At 29.9% G+C, this 14,897-nt stretch carries 16 protein-coding genes; 2 read left to right on the top strand and 14 right to left on the bottom strand.

What is annotated here, in order from left to right; all coding sequences use genetic code 11:
• Window positions 1–28: 28 nt before the first annotated feature.
• Window positions 29–364 carry a DMT family transporter gene (locus AC5SL4_RS01970; RefSeq protein WP_027306631.1) on the top strand — a complete coding sequence of 112 codons (336 nt, stop codon included), beginning with the start codon at window positions 29–31 and terminating at the stop codon, window positions 362–364.
• Window positions 365–369: 5 nt separating this feature from the next.
• A complete protein-coding gene (locus AC5SL4_RS01965) occupies window positions 370–696 on the top strand; it encodes a DMT family transporter (protein ID WP_494575529.1) in 327 nt (108 codons plus the stop codon).
• A gap of 336 nt (window positions 697–1,032) precedes the next feature.
• Here AC5SL4_RS01965 and AC5SL4_RS01960 read toward each other — a convergent pair whose 3' ends face one another.
• The 14 genes from AC5SL4_RS01960 to AC5SL4_RS01895 form a co-directional block, all read right to left on the bottom strand.
• Complete coding sequence (locus AC5SL4_RS01960; RefSeq protein ID WP_027306632.1) at window positions 1,033–1,377, bottom strand: DUF952 domain-containing protein; 345 nt, start codon at window positions 1,375–1,377, stop codon at window positions 1,033–1,035.
• 219 nt (window positions 1,378–1,596) lie between these two features.
• On the bottom strand, window positions 1,597–2,157 hold the full coding sequence (locus AC5SL4_RS01955) for a DUF924 family protein (protein WP_011281941.1): 561 nt from the start codon (window positions 2,155–2,157) through the stop codon (window positions 1,597–1,599).
• Window positions 2,158–2,964, bottom strand: coding sequence for an inositol monophosphatase family protein (locus tag AC5SL4_RS01950; RefSeq protein WP_027306633.1), 807 nt, complete (start codon window positions 2,962–2,964; stop codon window positions 2,158–2,160). It lies immediately after the preceding gene.
• The gene (locus tag AC5SL4_RS01945) at window positions 2,964–3,545 is read right to left on the bottom strand and encodes an FMN-dependent NADH-azoreductase (protein WP_011281939.1); all 582 of its coding nucleotides are present in this window, start codon (window positions 3,543–3,545) and stop codon (window positions 2,964–2,966) included. The genes AC5SL4_RS01950 and AC5SL4_RS01945 overlap by 1 nt, the downstream gene beginning before the upstream one ends.
• A 23-nt stretch (window positions 3,546–3,568) precedes the next feature.
• On the bottom strand, window positions 3,569–4,276 hold the full coding sequence (locus tag AC5SL4_RS01940) for a cytochrome c biogenesis CcdA family protein (protein WP_011281938.1): 708 nt from the start codon (window positions 4,274–4,276) through the stop codon (window positions 3,569–3,571).
• 1 nt (window position 4,277) lies between these two features.
• Window positions 4,278–6,965 carry a phosphoenolpyruvate carboxylase gene (gene ppc, locus AC5SL4_RS01935; RefSeq protein ID WP_494587500.1) on the bottom strand — a complete coding sequence of 896 codons (2,688 nt, stop codon included), beginning with the start codon at window positions 6,963–6,965 and terminating at the stop codon, window positions 4,278–4,280.
• A 9-nt stretch (window positions 6,966–6,974) separates the two neighbouring features.
• Complete coding sequence (locus AC5SL4_RS01930) at window positions 6,975–7,820, bottom strand: fumarylacetoacetate hydrolase family protein (protein WP_494587499.1); 846 nt, start codon at window positions 7,818–7,820, stop codon at window positions 6,975–6,977.
• Window positions 7,817–8,686 (bottom strand): NAD(P)-dependent oxidoreductase, encoded by an 870-nt coding sequence (locus AC5SL4_RS01925; protein WP_006997137.1) that lies wholly within the window; start codon window positions 8,684–8,686, stop codon window positions 7,817–7,819. The genes AC5SL4_RS01930 and AC5SL4_RS01925 overlap by 4 nt, the downstream gene beginning before the upstream one ends.
• 55 nt (window positions 8,687–8,741) lie before the next feature.
• A complete protein-coding gene (locus AC5SL4_RS01920) occupies window positions 8,742–9,623 on the bottom strand; it encodes an SMP-30/gluconolactonase/LRE family protein (protein WP_011281934.1) in 882 nt (293 codons plus the stop codon).
• Between the two features lies 1 nt (window position 9,624).
• Window positions 9,625–10,467 (bottom strand): fumarylacetoacetate hydrolase family protein, encoded by an 843-nt coding sequence (locus AC5SL4_RS01915; RefSeq protein WP_006997139.1) that lies wholly within the window; start codon window positions 10,465–10,467, stop codon window positions 9,625–9,627.
• Window positions 10,468–10,488: 21 nt separating this feature from the next.
• Window positions 10,489–11,232, bottom strand: a complete 744-nt coding sequence (locus AC5SL4_RS01910) for an SDR family oxidoreductase (RefSeq protein ID WP_011281933.1) — start codon at window positions 11,230–11,232, stop codon at window positions 10,489–10,491.
• A gap of 11 nt (window positions 11,233–11,243) precedes the next feature.
• Entirely contained in the window at window positions 11,244–13,019 is a 1,776-nt protein-coding gene (locus AC5SL4_RS01905; RefSeq protein WP_027306636.1) for an IlvD/Edd family dehydratase, read from the bottom strand.
• A gap of 14 nt (window positions 13,020–13,033) precedes the next feature.
• Complete coding sequence (locus tag AC5SL4_RS01900; RefSeq protein WP_006997142.1) at window positions 13,034–13,795, bottom strand: SDR family NAD(P)-dependent oxidoreductase; 762 nt, start codon at window positions 13,793–13,795, stop codon at window positions 13,034–13,036.
• Entirely contained in the window at window positions 13,796–14,896 is a 1,101-nt protein-coding gene (locus AC5SL4_RS01895) for an ABC transporter ATP-binding protein (RefSeq protein WP_006997143.1), read from the bottom strand.
• Window position 14,897 lies beyond the last annotated feature (1 nt).

The raw sequence follows: 14,897 nt of genomic DNA, 5'->3' as shown, positions 1-14,897 counted from the left end.
CTAACAATATTTCATTTAAGATATTTAGATGAATCTTGCTAGTGGTTACATATTTCTAGTGTTAGCAATAATACTTGGTATTTCCTCTAATGGTTTCTTAAAAGCTACAGAGGGCTTTACAAATATTTACCCTACTCTTTTTTGCATTATTACAATTGTTGCATGTATCTTTTGTTTATCTAAGGCAATGACCATTATACCCGTTGGCTTTACTTATGCTACTTACGGGGGGCTCACTATTACTGCTGTAACAATTTTTGGTGTTGTGAAATATAATCAAACACCAAACCTTTATGCTGTTCTTGGAATATCTTTAATTATTATTGGTGTTATATTATTAAATACAATGGGAAAAACTAATTAATGAATATGACAACTTCCTACTTATTTCTAGCTTTAGCAGTAGTACTAGGTGTTGCTTCAAATAGTTTTGCAAAAAGTGCTGAAGGTTTTACTCTACTTGTTCCAAGTATTATTACGGCAATTACTATAGTTTTATGCATGTATGCCTTATCAATGGTGATGAAAAATATTCCAATGGGAATTACTTACGCATCATTTGCGGGTCTTGCGATTATCTCAACTGTAGGTGTTGGCATAATCAAATATAATCAAGTTCCAAATCTTTATTCGATAGTTGGTTTATGTTTTATTATTGTGGGTGTACTAATGGTAAATCTTTTAGGTAATAATTAATAAAATTATTTAAATAAAATTAGTTAGAAGAATTTCTAAAATTATCGAAATCCTACAGTTTTGCTAGGTTGCATTCAATAAATATATTTAACATAAAGTGAAATAAATATTTTGAATAGAGTATTCAAAAATGCTAATATATGAATATCAATAAAGGAGGATGATTATGAATTTATCACCACCTGACACATAACTGGTGTGATTAAATAATCAAAGACTAGATAAGACCATAGAAAATAAAAAATCTATTATTATAGATTTTAGCGTAAACCGCTGACTTATAGGGGAACTCTTTTGGAGTTTACCGAAAGGGTGACCCCCTTAAAAAAAAAGCGGTCAAAAAATATTTGGCAACACATGATTGCCTTCATCATCTAAAGTAATATCAAATTCATTTACTACATTAGAAATATCTAGTGGTGAATATAAATGTGGAAACATATTTCCATCTGATGCTTGTTCCCAAACTAAATGATCTAGTTTTAAAGTATCTACCTTTAATAAAATTAAATCTTTTTGGTTTTGGTAAAATTTTTTAAGAGTTCCGGCAACTTGATCATCACCTGAAAAATGAATATAGCCATCTTCCAAATCTTTTTTAGAACCTGTTAATTGACCTTTGCTCTTAATTTCATGCCATTCAGATTTGGTACATATTTTATAAACAAATTTGAAATTCATTTAAAATTTATATTATTCAGTGGGGATATTAACAATAAGAAACTTCCCTCTTTCGAGGGAAGCTAATATTAACTATCTAATAGAGAGAGAAGATAATGTTAATTTTTGAATTTTGTAGGCTCCTTATAGACGGCACTTTAAGATATTAAAATGACTTATTGTCACTACAGCAATGCAGAGATTGAATAGCTTATTTTATTTGTTCATTTAGTGAACATTTTACCAGGATGAATTTGGTTGAGCTAGAAACTCTATTTCCTCAGGAGTAGATTTTCTAACTAACACTAAGTTTCGATGAGGATATCTATGAAATTTCTTTATTACTAAGGTGTGATCTTTCCAAGATTTTTTTATAGAGATTAAACCTGGATGATCTTTTAAGAATTTATCTAGTAGATAATAGGCCATATCATGATCTGTGATCTCTTCACTGTGAATTAGTGGTAATATCATAAACAATCTTTGATCTTGATCCATTTCATCTAAAAAGCCTGCATAAACAGAATCGTTAACTATCAACCTTGCTTTATGATCTTGGATAAAAGCTTTCGGATCATCTCTAAACATATTTCTTGAAAATTGATCAAATAAAATAACTAGAGCTAAAGAACCAAGGGGACTATCTTGCCAATCATCATACTCATTTGAACCTGCTAACTCATAATCTTTTAAAAAATTCTTTTTTATTAGCGCATCAAAATCTTTATGTCTTTGAAATCTTTTTTTTGGTGGGGTTTCTTTAAACCAAAAATCTAATATCTTTTTAGTTCTTGTATGCATTTATTTTGAAACTGGTTTTAAAAGCTTAAGCATTTTATTATGAATAGATTGATTAGCTGAAACTAAAATATTTCCAGCATTAACTGCGTCTCTATTATCCCATGTTGAAACAATACCTCCTGCAGCTTTTATAATTGGCATCAATGGGTGAATATCCCAAATTTTATTAGTAGCCTGAAAGACAACATCAATTTTCCCCTCACATAAATGGGAGTAACTTAATGCGTCTGCAGTTGGAAATTGCATTAATTTTAAAACTTTTGGAATTTTCATTTGTTGTTTAAGAGAGACCGCTCCATGAAATGCTCCTGATACTTTTATCGTACTAAATGGTATATTTTTTGAAACAGAGATTTTTCTTTTTTTACCCTTTTCAAAAACAAAAGAATTTTTATTATCAAAATTTAAATAATATTTATTTAGTATTGGAAAGTTTGCTAAACCAATAACGGGTATACCTTTAAAATTTAAAGATATCAAATTACTCCATGTTGGATTGCCTATTACAAATGATCTTGTTCCATCAATTGGGTCTATGACCCATGTGTAATCACTAGTTGATTTTTTGTGACCAAACTCTTCACCTATAACTTGATGACTTGGAAATTTTTTTTTTATCTTTAATCTAATAAATTTTTCAAATGCTTTGTCAGATGTTGTTACTGGGTCATAGCCTTTACCTTTAAGTTTGTTAGATATCATGAAAGTTTTATTAAGTTTTGAAAAATAAAATTTATTTAAGTCTTTTGCTAAGGTATTTAGAAAGTTAGAATATAACTTGTAATCCTTTTTATTTAATAAATTCATTAAATTATATTTTCAATTTGTTTTTCAGCTTCTTTAATTGATTTCTCATAATCTAACGCCATTTGATCAGCACTTATTACTTCAACTTTTTCAATTCCAAAGAAATTTAATATAAATTTTAACCATGGAGTTAAAAAATCCTCTGAGCTATTTAATTTAGTTCCACCTGAAGTAATTACTAAATAAGCTTGTTTATTTTTAAGTAATCCCTCTCTTCTCCCATTAGGTTTAAACTTGAAAGTTTCACCAATTCTTGCTGCTAGATCACACCAAGCTTTAAGAGTTGCTGGAGGGCCATAGTTATAAATTGGCGCTGAAATTATAATGATATCACTTTCTTTTAATTCACTTACAAGTTTATCTGATAGTTCAAACATTTTTTTATGCTCTTCAGTTTGGTCTTTTTCTGCAATCTTCATTCCAGACTCAGTTAAACCACTAACAAAAAGCATATCGTCATCTAAATCTCTATAAATTACTTCATCGCCTGGTTTTTTGATTTTATTTAATAATTTTTTTGCTAATGCTCTTGAACTTGATCCTTCTTTTCTGGCACTTGAGTCAATTTGATAAATTTTCATAAGTATAGATTGTTATTAACCTATTAACCGAAGTTTTGCAAAAAGGGTAAATAGTTTAAAATATAGTAGCCAAGAACTTGTAATTGATTTGTTAAAATTAAAATTCCTGTAATTAAAAGTATTATACCACCACCTTTTGTGACTAAATTAATATTTTTTTTGAAGTTTTTTGAAAATAATAAAAACTTTTGCATCAAATAACCTGATAAAATAAAAGGTATCGCTAACCCAAGTGAGTAAAAACTTAAAAGTAAAATTGCTTTGTAAATAGTTTCTTCTGTAGAGGCTAAGGCAAGTATCGACCCTAAAATAGGCCCAATACATGGTGTCCATCCAAAGCCAAATGCCATTCCCACAATAAATATAAAGAAAATATTATTTGATTTTTTTGTATAAAATTTCTTTTCAATGTTAAGAAATTTAATATTTAAAACACCAATTAATTGAAGAGAAAATATGATTATTATAACTCCAGCAATAATTCTTAAAATTTGAGAATTTTGTAAAAGAATTTGCCCCAAAAAAGAAGCAGTTGCACCAAAGATAATAAATACAAAAGAAAACCCTAATGAAAAAACTATCAACGGTAATAAATCAATTTTCTTTTTTTCTAGAATTTCACTTAATGTACTGCCAGTAATAAAGGAAACATAACCAGGTATTAAGGGTAAGACACATGGAGACAAAAAGCTGATTAAACCAGCCCCAAAAGCTATAATTAATTCAATCATATTACCCTGTGTTTTTCATGGCTGCAGATATACCAGCAATAGAAGTCATTAACGCATCATCAAGATATTGTTTTTTATTTTTATTTAATTTTTTTAATGTAAGTTTATTCATAACTATTGATTGAGTTATGTGTAACACCTCAGAATAGATATTTCTAATAATAACAGATGTTCTAAATACCTTTCTTTGTTTTCTTATTTGAGATGGCGTGATTACTTTATTTAATCTTTTTAATGTTTCAAATTGCAATCTTAACTTTTTTCCTACTATTTTAAGCTTTTTATCTGCTAGTTGGTTTTCATATACTTTTGATATTTCTGGATCAACTTTAGAAATTACCATATCTAAAATATCCATTGTTGAATTAAAAAAAGGCCAGTTTTTTTCCATATCTACTAATGTTTTTTTAAATACCTTGGATGACGCATAATTTAACGCTTCTGTTGTGCCAAGCCATGCAGGTAAAAATAATCTAATTTGTGTCCATGCAAAAACCCAAGGGATAGCTCTTAAACTTTGTATGTTATCAACATTTTTTCTTTTTGAAGGTCTAGAACCAATTGAAAGTTTACCCAAAGCTTTGTGAGGGGTTACAGTTCTAAAATATCTTATAAAATCTGATTTTTCATTAATGTTACTTCTGTAAGATTTCATAGAAATTTCTGACATTTTTTCAATTAATTGTTTCCATTTTACCTTAGGTTCTGATGGAGGGTTTAATGTTGCTTGAACCACCGCACCTATATAACTACATAAATTATATTTTGCTAATGGTTCATAACCATATTTTTGTTGGATAACCTCACCTTGGTCTGTAATTCTAATTTTTCCATTAACTGAATTTGCTGGCTGTGATTTTAATGTTGCTTGAATTGGTCCTCCACCACGCCCTGCAGATCCACCTCGTCCATGAAAAAAAGTAATGTCAATTTTATACTTCTTGGCCAATTTCAAAATTTCATCTTGTAATTTATATTGATGCCAACTAGCAGATAATTTACCAGCATCTTTACTCGAGTCTGAATAACCAATCATAATTTCTTGTTTATAATTGATCGATTTTCTATACCAAGGCAACGAAAATAAACTGTTCATTATTGATTTGGCATTTCTCAAATCATCCAAAGTTTCAAATAAAGGAACTACTCTTAATTTATTGACAATTTTGGCTTCTTTTTGCAAATAGGCAACAGATAATATATCTGATGCCGCTGAAGTCATTGAGATAACGTAAGCACCCAAACATTCTTTAGGTTGATCAACAAGTACATTAAATGTAGACCAAACTTCTTTATTTTCTTTGTTTTTAAGTAAAGAATTTTTTATTAAATTTTTTTTACTTTTAATTCTTGAAGAAAGAAAAGCAAGTTTTTCACTTTCATTCCATAAAAAATAGTCTTTATTGTATTTCTTTTTTACAATTTCTGAGATTAATTTGGTATGTCTTGATGATTCTTGTCTAATATCTAATTTAGCTAAATTAATTCCAAAACATCTAGCCCTTCTAATTAAGTCCAGTAAATCACCTTCAGCAATATTTTCACTTTGGTTTTGGATTAGTGAGTCTCTTACAACTCTAAGAGGTGTTAAAATTTCACCAGTATTAGATAAAAGTTTTTTATGATCCAATGGTTCTTTATTAACCAGATGTTCTTTTATCAAAATATGTGTTGCTCGTAATTTGTCCCTCAATGGTCTTAAAAAAACCCTATAGGGTTCAAATGTTTTACCTGTTATATTTAATATTTGTGTAGAGCACTTTTTCATAGACAATGAACGTATTAAATTCGTTAATTGTTTTTCATATAGTTTTGCAGCTTCCCATCTAGATAAAAGTAAGGCTTCGCTAGTAACTTCTGCTGTAACATTTGGATTGCCGTCTCTATCACCACCCATCCATGATCCAAATTCAATTGGATTAAAGTTTCTAGGAAGTGATTTTCCCATATTTTTAAGAAAGATGTTATTTAGTCTTCTATATACTTTGGGAATAGAGTCCCAAAGACTGTCTTCTATTACTGCCAATCCCCATCTTGCTTCTTCAGACGGTGTAGGTTTCGATCTTTTAAGCTCATCAGTGTTCCATATAATGGTTATTTCATTATATAAATCTTTATCTAAGGTTTTTAATTTTGATAGATTTTTTTTATATAAATCTCTTTGTTCTAAAATTTTTATAATTTTGTTATATTTTTGTATTAGTGTTCTTCTTTTAACTTCTGTTGGGTGTGCTGTTAAAACAATTCCAATATTTAGTTTTTTTGCAACATCATAAATTTTTTTATTGGTAATCTTTTTATCTTTAAAAAGTTTTTCAAATATTTCTTCAATAAAAATATTTTTATTACTGTTTTTTTTATTATTTTCATATTCATCAAGTTTTCTTGATGCATCTGTAGTTTCTGACAGATTTATAAAGTTCATGAAATGATTAAAAGCCCTTGCTAACTTAAAGGTATTTTCAGGGTTTAGATTTTTAATTTTATTTAAAATATTTTTAAAGGGATCTTTGACGTGCTTATTGGCTAAATTTGCCTTGGAAAGTAATCTCGTATCTTCTACTAATTTAAAGAAACTTGGCCCCTCTTGTTTTTTAATTACCCTACCTAAAACATCACCTAGATATCTAACATCTTCTCTTAGTGATTTTGTCGGAATTCTTTCGTAATAAAGGTCTCTTTTAATCATCTTACTTAATTATTGTTCTAGAATAACTTTAGAATTTTGCACACCCAAACTATCAACATTTAGTCTCATCTCGTCACCTTCCCTAAGAAAAACAGGAGGATCCATTCCAAGACCAACTCCAGGAGGGGTGCCAGTTGTAACTATATCACCAGGCATTAACGTTATAAAACTTGTAATATGAGCTACCAAAAAGTTAAAATTGAAAATCATCTGATTGGTGTTACCTGTTTGATGTCTGTGACCATTAACATCTAGCGTTAAATTTAAATTATTAACGTCTTGAATTTCATCTTTGGTCACCAAATAAGGTCCTAAAGGTCCAAATGTATCACCAGATTTACCCTTTACCCACTGACCTCCTTTTTCTTTTTGCCATTCACGTTCGCTGATATCGTTACAAATACAATAACCAAAAATATAATCTTGTGCATCTTTTTCTAAAACTCTTTTTGCTTTTTTTCCTATGACAAAAGCAATTTCAACTTCATGATCTAATTTTTTTGAAGTCTTAGGAATAATCACATTATCGTTTGGTCCAACTATAGAATGAACTGACTTATTAAATAGAACTGGGTTGTCAGGTGTTTTTGCTCCTGTTTCTTTTGCATGCTCAACATAATTTAAGCCAATTGCAAAAAAATTTCCTGGTTTAGAAATACAAGACCCTATTCTTTCATTTTGATTTACCTCTTCCAGGTTCTCTAAATTTATATCTTTAATTTTATCTAAAGTTTCAAAATTAATAGTTTTTGAATTTAAATCTTTAATAATCGATGATAGATTTCTATATTTTCCATTTCTATCTAGTGCTACAGGAATTTCTTGACCTGCCTTTCCAATTCTTAAAAATTTCATTTTTTATTTATTTTTTCTATTGCTTTATATAAAGAGCTATGATCTGTATTTCCCTGACCATCTGCTACTAAATCTTTATACATTTCTTTAACTAAACTAGAAATAGGCAAATGAGTTTCAGCTGCTTTTCCAGCATTAATAATGTTAGTCATATCTTTTAGTTGTGTTGTAGTTTTTCCTTTTGGGGTAAAATCTTTGTTGATCATTCTTTTTCCATGAGTTTGCAATATTTTACTATCAGCCCAACCCCCTGATAAAGCTTCAATCATTTTATTTGGGTTAGTGCCTGATTTCTCACATAATGTAACAGCTTCTGCTACAGCTCCAATGGTAACACCAACAATTATTTGATTTGCTAGTTTTGAAATTTGACCAGAGGAAACAGGTCCAACTAAAGTTGGGTTGCCTAATATTTTAAGAAGATCATAACATTGTTTAAATGTTTCTTCATCACCGCCTACCATAATAGCAAGAGAGGCTTCTTCTGCACCAATTGTTCCGCCAGATACAGGTGCATCTAAATAATTAATATTTTTTTCTTTTAAAATCTTAAAATATTTTTTTGTAATAACGGGGTTAACTGAGCTCATATCAATTACAGTCGCTCCCTCTTTAATATTAGATATAAATTCATCACTGCCCATTACCTTTTCTACTGCAGCATCATCTGTAAGCATCGTAATAATTACATCAGAATTTGTAACAACGTCTTTGATGGATGTGGATATTTCTGCTCCAAATTCTTTTAATCTATCTGCTTTATCTTGAGATCTATTATAAGCTCTTAAGTTAAAGCCTGATTTAAGAAGGTTTTTTGCCATTGGAAACCCCATAAGACCAATTCCAATAAAGCTAATATTCTGCATATGATTTATTATATCCTATAATATTTTTAAACTACACTTAATCACTTTGTAATTTTTATATTTTAAAGGATTTTGACTTAATCCCCTTAACATTTGTTTTAATTTTAAAAAAAGAGCCTGAAAGTTTATATTTCTTAATTTCATTTTTAGTCATACCCTTTAAGGCAGTTGATATATAAATTTCATTATTACTCAATCCACCAAACGTACAATTAGTAATATTTTTTGCTGGTAATTCAATTTTGTGAATTTTTTTACCTCTTGAATTATAAACAGAAATACATGCTCCACCATAATGACAAATCCAAACATTTTTTTTTGAATCAATTGTCATTCCATCGGGTGAGCCATCTATTTTTGAAAATTTTAAAAATTTTGTCTTTTTAATTATCTTGTGTTTTTTATTTATTCTAATTTTATAAATTGTTTTACTTCGACTATCAGTATGTAAGAAGTTTTCAGAGTTAATAAAAGCAGGACCATTTGTAATATAGTATTTTGTATCGACTTTATGAATATTAAGTTTTTTATCTAAGCAATATAAAGATCCATTTTTAATGTTTCTCTCAAGATTATCCATAGTACCAAACCACAATCTACCTTCAGGATCAATTTTTCCATCATTTATTCTATTTAGAGGTTTGTCTTCTTCAATTGGAATAGATCTAATAGTTTCTTTATTTTTTAGATTAACAATTCTAAGCTCTGATTGTAAACCAAGTATAAAGATATCTTTTTTAATGTGAGCTAGAAACCCAATTTCTTTATTAATCTTTATAATTCTTCTTTTATTAGTTTTAACATTTAAAGTAAAAATCTTTTTTTTCTTAATATCAACAAAGTAAATTGAATTATGTGATGGCACCCATAAGGTGCCTTCACCTAATATTGTTTTCGAATTCCATATAACTTTGGGCTTTGAAGTTATGATATTCAAATTATTCAGCTACAACTTTTGAGTTTTGTTCACCTAAATTATCAATTGATAATCTAATTGTGTCACCTGCTTTTAAAAATACCTGTGGTTTTTTTCCCATACCTACTCCTGGAGGTGTTCCAGTCGTAATGATATCACCCGCTTGTAACGTCATGTACTTACTTAAATATGAAACAATAAAGAACACATTAAAAATCATTTTATCTGTGTTTCCAGTTTGCATTCTTTGCCCATTAACATCTAAGCTTAAATTAAGACTGTTAATGTCGGAGATTTCATTCTTGGTAACTAAATAAGGTCCAATTGGTCCATAAGTATCATGTGATTTTCCTTTAACCCATTGTCCCATTTTTTTAAGTTGCCATTCTCTTTCACTCACATCGTTTACTAAACAATATCCAAGAATGTGATTTTCAGCCTCTTTTTCACTAATATTTTTAGTGTCTTTTCCGATAATTATTCCCAATTCTACTTCCCAATCAAGCTCTTTTGAATCTTTTGAAATTTCAATATCATCGTTAGGACCATTAATTGAGCTTGTCGCTTTCATGAATACAATAGGTTCTGATGGAGCATCCATACCAGATTCTGCTGCATGGTCAGAATAATTTAAACCAATTGCTACAAACTTTCCTGGCTTATTAATACAAGCTCCTATTCTCTCAGAATTTGAAATTTCAGTTAAACTTTCTAAATCTATACTTTCTAATTTTTTAATAGTTTCAAAATTTACAGTATCTGAATTTAAATCAGTAATATGAGAACTTAAATCTCTAAATTTTCCATTTTTATCTAATGCTGCTGGTTTTTCTTTTCCTTTAACACCTACTCTTAATAGTTTCATAATTTACCTTTTCTTAATTTATTAAATTGAAATTCCACCATCAACAGAAATTGTTGTTCCTGTAGTAAATGTTGCATCGTCTCCAGCTAAATAAACTGCTACAGCAGCTATTTCTTCTGCTGTTCCTAGTCTTCCCATTGGTTGTCTTGCTATAAAATCTTTCTTTGCTTGTACCGGGTCCGGGCTTTGATTAACTCTATCTTGCCAAGAAGGTGAAAATACTGTTCCTGGTGCAATAGAATTGCATCTAATATTTTGTTTTACAAAATCTGCAGCTATTGATTTAGTTAAGCCAATTACTGCTCCTTTTGTAGTTCCGTAAACAAATCTATTTGGAAAACCTTTAAGGCTAGAGGCGCATGACGAAACGTTAATTATACTTCCACCATTTTGCTTAACCATTAAAGGTAAAATTGCTTTACACATTTGATACATAGATTTGACATTTACATCAAAAGAAAAATCCCAATCTTTTTCTTCACATTCTAGAATAGTTCCATGATGAACAAAACCTACTGCGTTGAATAAAACATCAACTTTATCAACACTTTTCATAAATTCTGAAATAGCATTATTGTCTGTTGAATCTAAAGTTTGAACTTTAATTTTAGGATATTCTTTATTTAATTCAGCTAAAGTTTTATTATTTAAATCTGTTGCAGTTACATTTGCTCCTTCATTATGAAGTGCTATAGCCGTTGCTTTACCAATTCCCTGGCCTGCAGCTGTTACAATAATATTTTTACCTTCTAGTCGATTGCTCATGTTTTTCCTTTTTAATGTGAATGCCTGGGCATCCCTTTTGTGTTTGTTATATCTAAATATAAAGATTCAGTTTCTAGGCAAGCACCCGTTTCTAATTGACCTACCATTTTTCTGGAAATTTCCTGCCATGGTGTTTGGTTTGTTAATACTGGGATCTTGGTATTTTTTTTTCTATCTGAGATCTCAGTCTCTGATACTAATAAGTCAATTCTTCTATTGTTAAGATCAATCTTAATTTTATCTCCTGTTTGAACTATCAATAAATCCCCACCAATAGCCGATTCTGGTGAAACATTCAAAATAGATGGACTTTCTGAAGTGCCACTTTGTCTGCCATCTCCTAATGTTGGAAGAGTGTTAATCCCTTTTTTCAATAATCTATCTGGTGGCTGCATATTTACAACTTCAGCGGAACCTGGATAACCTACGGGTCCACAGCCTCTAATCATCAAAATTGATTTTTCATCTATATTTAACTTTTCGTCGTTTATTCTTGAATGGTAATCCTCTGGTCCTTCAAATACTACGGCATTAGCTTCAAATACATTTTTATTTTTTGGATCTGATAAATATCTTTTTCTAAACTCATCACTAATAACTGATGTTTTCATAACAGCAGAACTAAAAAAATTACTTCTCATAACGATATAACCTGCATTTTCTACTAGTGGATTTTCAAATGATTTAATAACATCACTATCTACATCTATTTTAATCTTTAAATTTTCTTCTACAGTTTTCCCTGATACTGTAAGTACGTTTTTGTGTAATTTATTATTTTTTAATAATTCTTGCATAATTGCAGGAACCCCTCCTGCTCTATAAAATCTTTCCATCAAATGTTCGCCAGCTGGCTGACAATTTACAAGTAATGGGATATCGTGACCTATTGTTTGCCAATTTTCTATATCTAATTCTAAACCCATATGTCTTGCTATTGCTGTGAGATGTGGTGGACAATTACTTGAAGCTCCTATTGCACTTGCAACTAATATTGCATTTTCGAATGCTTCTTTAGTCATGATTTTTGAAGGTGTTAAATCTTCATGAACCATATCAACAATTCTTTTTCCTGTTTCAAATGAAATTTGTGATCTTTCCCTGTATGGAGCAGGTATAACCGCACAGCCTGTTAAAGACATTCCTAATGCTTCTGCAATAGAGTTCATAGATGAAGCTGTTCCCATTGTATTACAATGACCTATGCTTGGTGCTGATGCAGCAACCATGTCCATAAATTCATCATATGTAATTTCTCCTTTTGCGTGCAGTTTTCTCGCTTCCCAAACTACAGTTCCAGAACCTACTTTTTTTCCTTTATAACTTCCATCAAGCATCGGACCACCTGATAAAACTATTGCTGGTATATTTACAGTTGCCGCAGCCATTAATGCTGCTGGCGTAGTTTTATCACAACCAGTTGTTAAAATTACTCCATCTATAGGATAGCCAAATAAAACTTCTACTAAAGACAAGTAAGATAAGTTTCTATCCAAACCAGCTGTAGGCCTTTTACCTGTTTCTTGAATAGGATGAGTTGGGAATTCAATGGGTATTCCTCCCGCCTGTCTAATCCCATCCTTAATTCTACTACTTAATTCTTGAAAATGTCTATTACATGGTGATAGATCACTACCAGATTGAGCAATTCCGATTATAGGCTTTCCAGATTGCAATTCTTGTCTTGTCATTCCATAATTTAGATATCTTTCTAAATATAGAGCAGTAAGAGCTGGATCATTTGGATTATCAAACCACTGTTTGCTTCTTAATTCTTTTTTTTTCATTTTTGTGAATTTTATTATAACCAACCTTTATCGACTACATAATCTTGATTAGTACATCCAGATGAAGCATCAGAACCAAAAAATAGAACTGTTTTAGCTATATCTGAGGGCATTAACTTATGTTTTAAACACTGTTTTTTTAACATATCTGCCTCAGACTCAGGTGTTAACCATTTCTCAACTTGTCTCTCTGTCATCACCCAACCAGGAACTACTGAATTTACTCTTATATCAAACTCACCAAGGTCTCTTGCAAAAGATCTCGTTAAACCCACAACGCCAGATTTAGCAGCAGTATAAGCAGCCATTCCACCTTGTCCAATCATCCATGAAACAGACCCAATATTTATAATGGAGCCACTTTTATTTGCTATCATTGCTTTTTTAACTGACTGAACTGTAAAAAAATAATGTCTTAAATTAATATTCATTCTTTCGTTCCAAAATTCCTCAGTTACTTCATCGATAGAATGTCTCTCATCATTTGCTGCATTATTTACCAAAACATCGATTGCTCCATTATTATCAATAATTTTTGATATAGTATTTTGTAAATCTTTTATATTTAATAGGTCACACTTTATAAAAGTAGGAACAGAAAAATTTTTATTTTTACATTCTAAAACTAATTTATTTGATGCTTTCTCATTTATATCTATAAAATATACTTCTGAACCTTGTTCACAGAAATGCTCTACGATAGAGGCACCAATACCAGAACCGCCTCCAGTTACAAAAACTCTTTTATTTTTTAAATCTTCATAAATAGCTGTCATTTAAATCCTCTTTTTTGAATCTTTATCAAATAAAGAAATTTGAGATGTATCAATATTTAATTTTAATTCTTTATTTATTTCTATATCAAATGTAGATGCAAACTTACCAAGAACTTGTTGTCCAAGATAATCAAACGTTACTATTTGCTCATGACCTGTGTATTCTAAAAGCTCCGACTTTAAATCAATTTCAAAACAATCAGGATTAATTTTATCAAAGTAAATGTGTTCTGGTCTAATTCCTAAATAAGTAGTTAGTTCAGTGTTTTCAAATTTATTTTTAAAAGAGTAGTTCCCAACTGGTATTTTAATACTATCATTTGAACCATTGGGCATAAAAATAATATTATTATCATGTTTCTTTAATTTACCTTCAATCAAATTCATTGATGGAGATCCAATAAAATCTGCAACAAAGACACTTTCAGGTTTATTGTAAATATTTTTAGGTGTATCACATTGTTGAATTAATCCATGATCCATAATTGCAATATTTGTACCTAAGCTCATAGCTTCCGTTTGATCATGTGTAACATAAACTATTGTAGTTCCAAGTTTTTGATGTAGTTTTTTTATTTCTCTTCTCATTTCAACTCTTAATTTTGCATCAAGATTTGATAACGGTTCATCAAATAGAAAAATTTTGGGGTCTCTTACTAACGCTCTACCCATTGCAACCCGTTGACGTTGACCACCAGATAATTGAGATGGTTTTCTGTCTAACAGTTGTGTTATTTGTAATAAATTAGAAACATCATTTAATGCTTTTTCTATTTTTTCTTTTGGAGTTTTTCTTTGTTCCAGTCCAAAGGTAACGTTTTTTCTAACAGTCATTGCTGGATAAAGAGCATAAGACTGGAACACTAAAGCAATATCTCTATCACTTGGCTCCATATTATTTACATTATGATCGTCTATCAAAATATCCCCGCTATTGGATGTTTCTAGACCTGCAATTGTATTTAACAATGTAGATTTTCCACACCCAGATGGTCCTAAAAGTACAAGAAATTCACCGTGTTTAATATCTAGATTAATTCCTTTTAAAACTTCAGTTTTTCCAAAGTTTTTATTGATGTCATTAATTTTTAAAGTTGCCATA

Source organism: Candidatus Pelagibacter sp. PS_02 (genome assembly GCF_059418065.1).
The sequence above is the reverse complement of the archived record's forward strand: the minus strand, read 5'-3'. Positions and strand labels throughout refer to the sequence as shown.

Excerpts from the sequence above, each read along its gene's own strand:
- AC5SL4_RS01970 (WP_027306631.1), top strand. The coding sequence starts at position 29 with ATGAATCTTGCTAGTGGTTACATATTTCTAGTGTTAGCAATAATACTT.
- AC5SL4_RS01965 (WP_494575529.1), top strand. The coding sequence starts at position 370 with ATGACAACTTCCTACTTATTTCTAGCTTTAGCAGTAGTACTAGGTGTT.
- AC5SL4_RS01960 (WP_027306632.1), bottom strand. The coding sequence starts at position 1,377 with ATGAATTTCAAATTTGTTTATAAAATATGTACCAAATCTGAATGGCAT.
- AC5SL4_RS01955 (WP_011281941.1), bottom strand. The coding sequence starts at position 2,157 with ATGCATACAAGAACTAAAAAGATATTAGATTTTTGGTTTAAAGAAACC.
- AC5SL4_RS01950 (WP_027306633.1), bottom strand. The coding sequence starts at position 2,964 with ATGAATTTATTAAATAAAAAGGATTACAAGTTATATTCTAACTTTCTA.
- AC5SL4_RS01945 (WP_011281939.1), bottom strand. The coding sequence starts at position 3,545 with ATGAAAATTTATCAAATTGACTCAAGTGCCAGAAAAGAAGGATCAAGT.
- AC5SL4_RS01940 (WP_011281938.1), bottom strand. The coding sequence starts at position 4,276 with ATGATTGAATTAATTATAGCTTTTGGGGCTGGTTTAATCAGCTTTTTG.
- ppc (WP_494587500.1), bottom strand. The coding sequence starts at position 6,965 with ATGATTAAAAGAGACCTTTATTACGAAAGAATTCCGACAAAATCACTA.
- AC5SL4_RS01930 (WP_494587499.1), bottom strand. The coding sequence starts at position 7,820 with ATGAAATTTTTAAGAATTGGAAAGGCAGGTCAAGAAATTCCTGTAGCA.
- AC5SL4_RS01925 (WP_006997137.1), bottom strand. The coding sequence starts at position 8,686 with ATGCAGAATATTAGCTTTATTGGAATTGGTCTTATGGGGTTTCCAATG.
- AC5SL4_RS01915 (WP_006997139.1), bottom strand. The coding sequence starts at position 10,467 with ATGAAACTATTAAGAGTAGGTGTTAAAGGAAAAGAAAAACCAGCAGCA.
- AC5SL4_RS01910 (WP_011281933.1), bottom strand. The coding sequence starts at position 11,232 with ATGAGCAATCGACTAGAAGGTAAAAATATTATTGTAACAGCTGCAGGC.
- AC5SL4_RS01905 (WP_027306636.1), bottom strand. The coding sequence starts at position 13,019 with ATGAAAAAAAAAGAATTAAGAAGCAAACAGTGGTTTGATAATCCAAAT.
- AC5SL4_RS01900 (WP_006997142.1), bottom strand. The coding sequence starts at position 13,795 with ATGACAGCTATTTATGAAGATTTAAAAAATAAAAGAGTTTTTGTAACT.
- AC5SL4_RS01895 (WP_006997143.1), bottom strand. The coding sequence starts at position 14,896 with ATGGCAACTTTAAAAATTAATGACATCAATAAAAACTTTGGAAAAACT.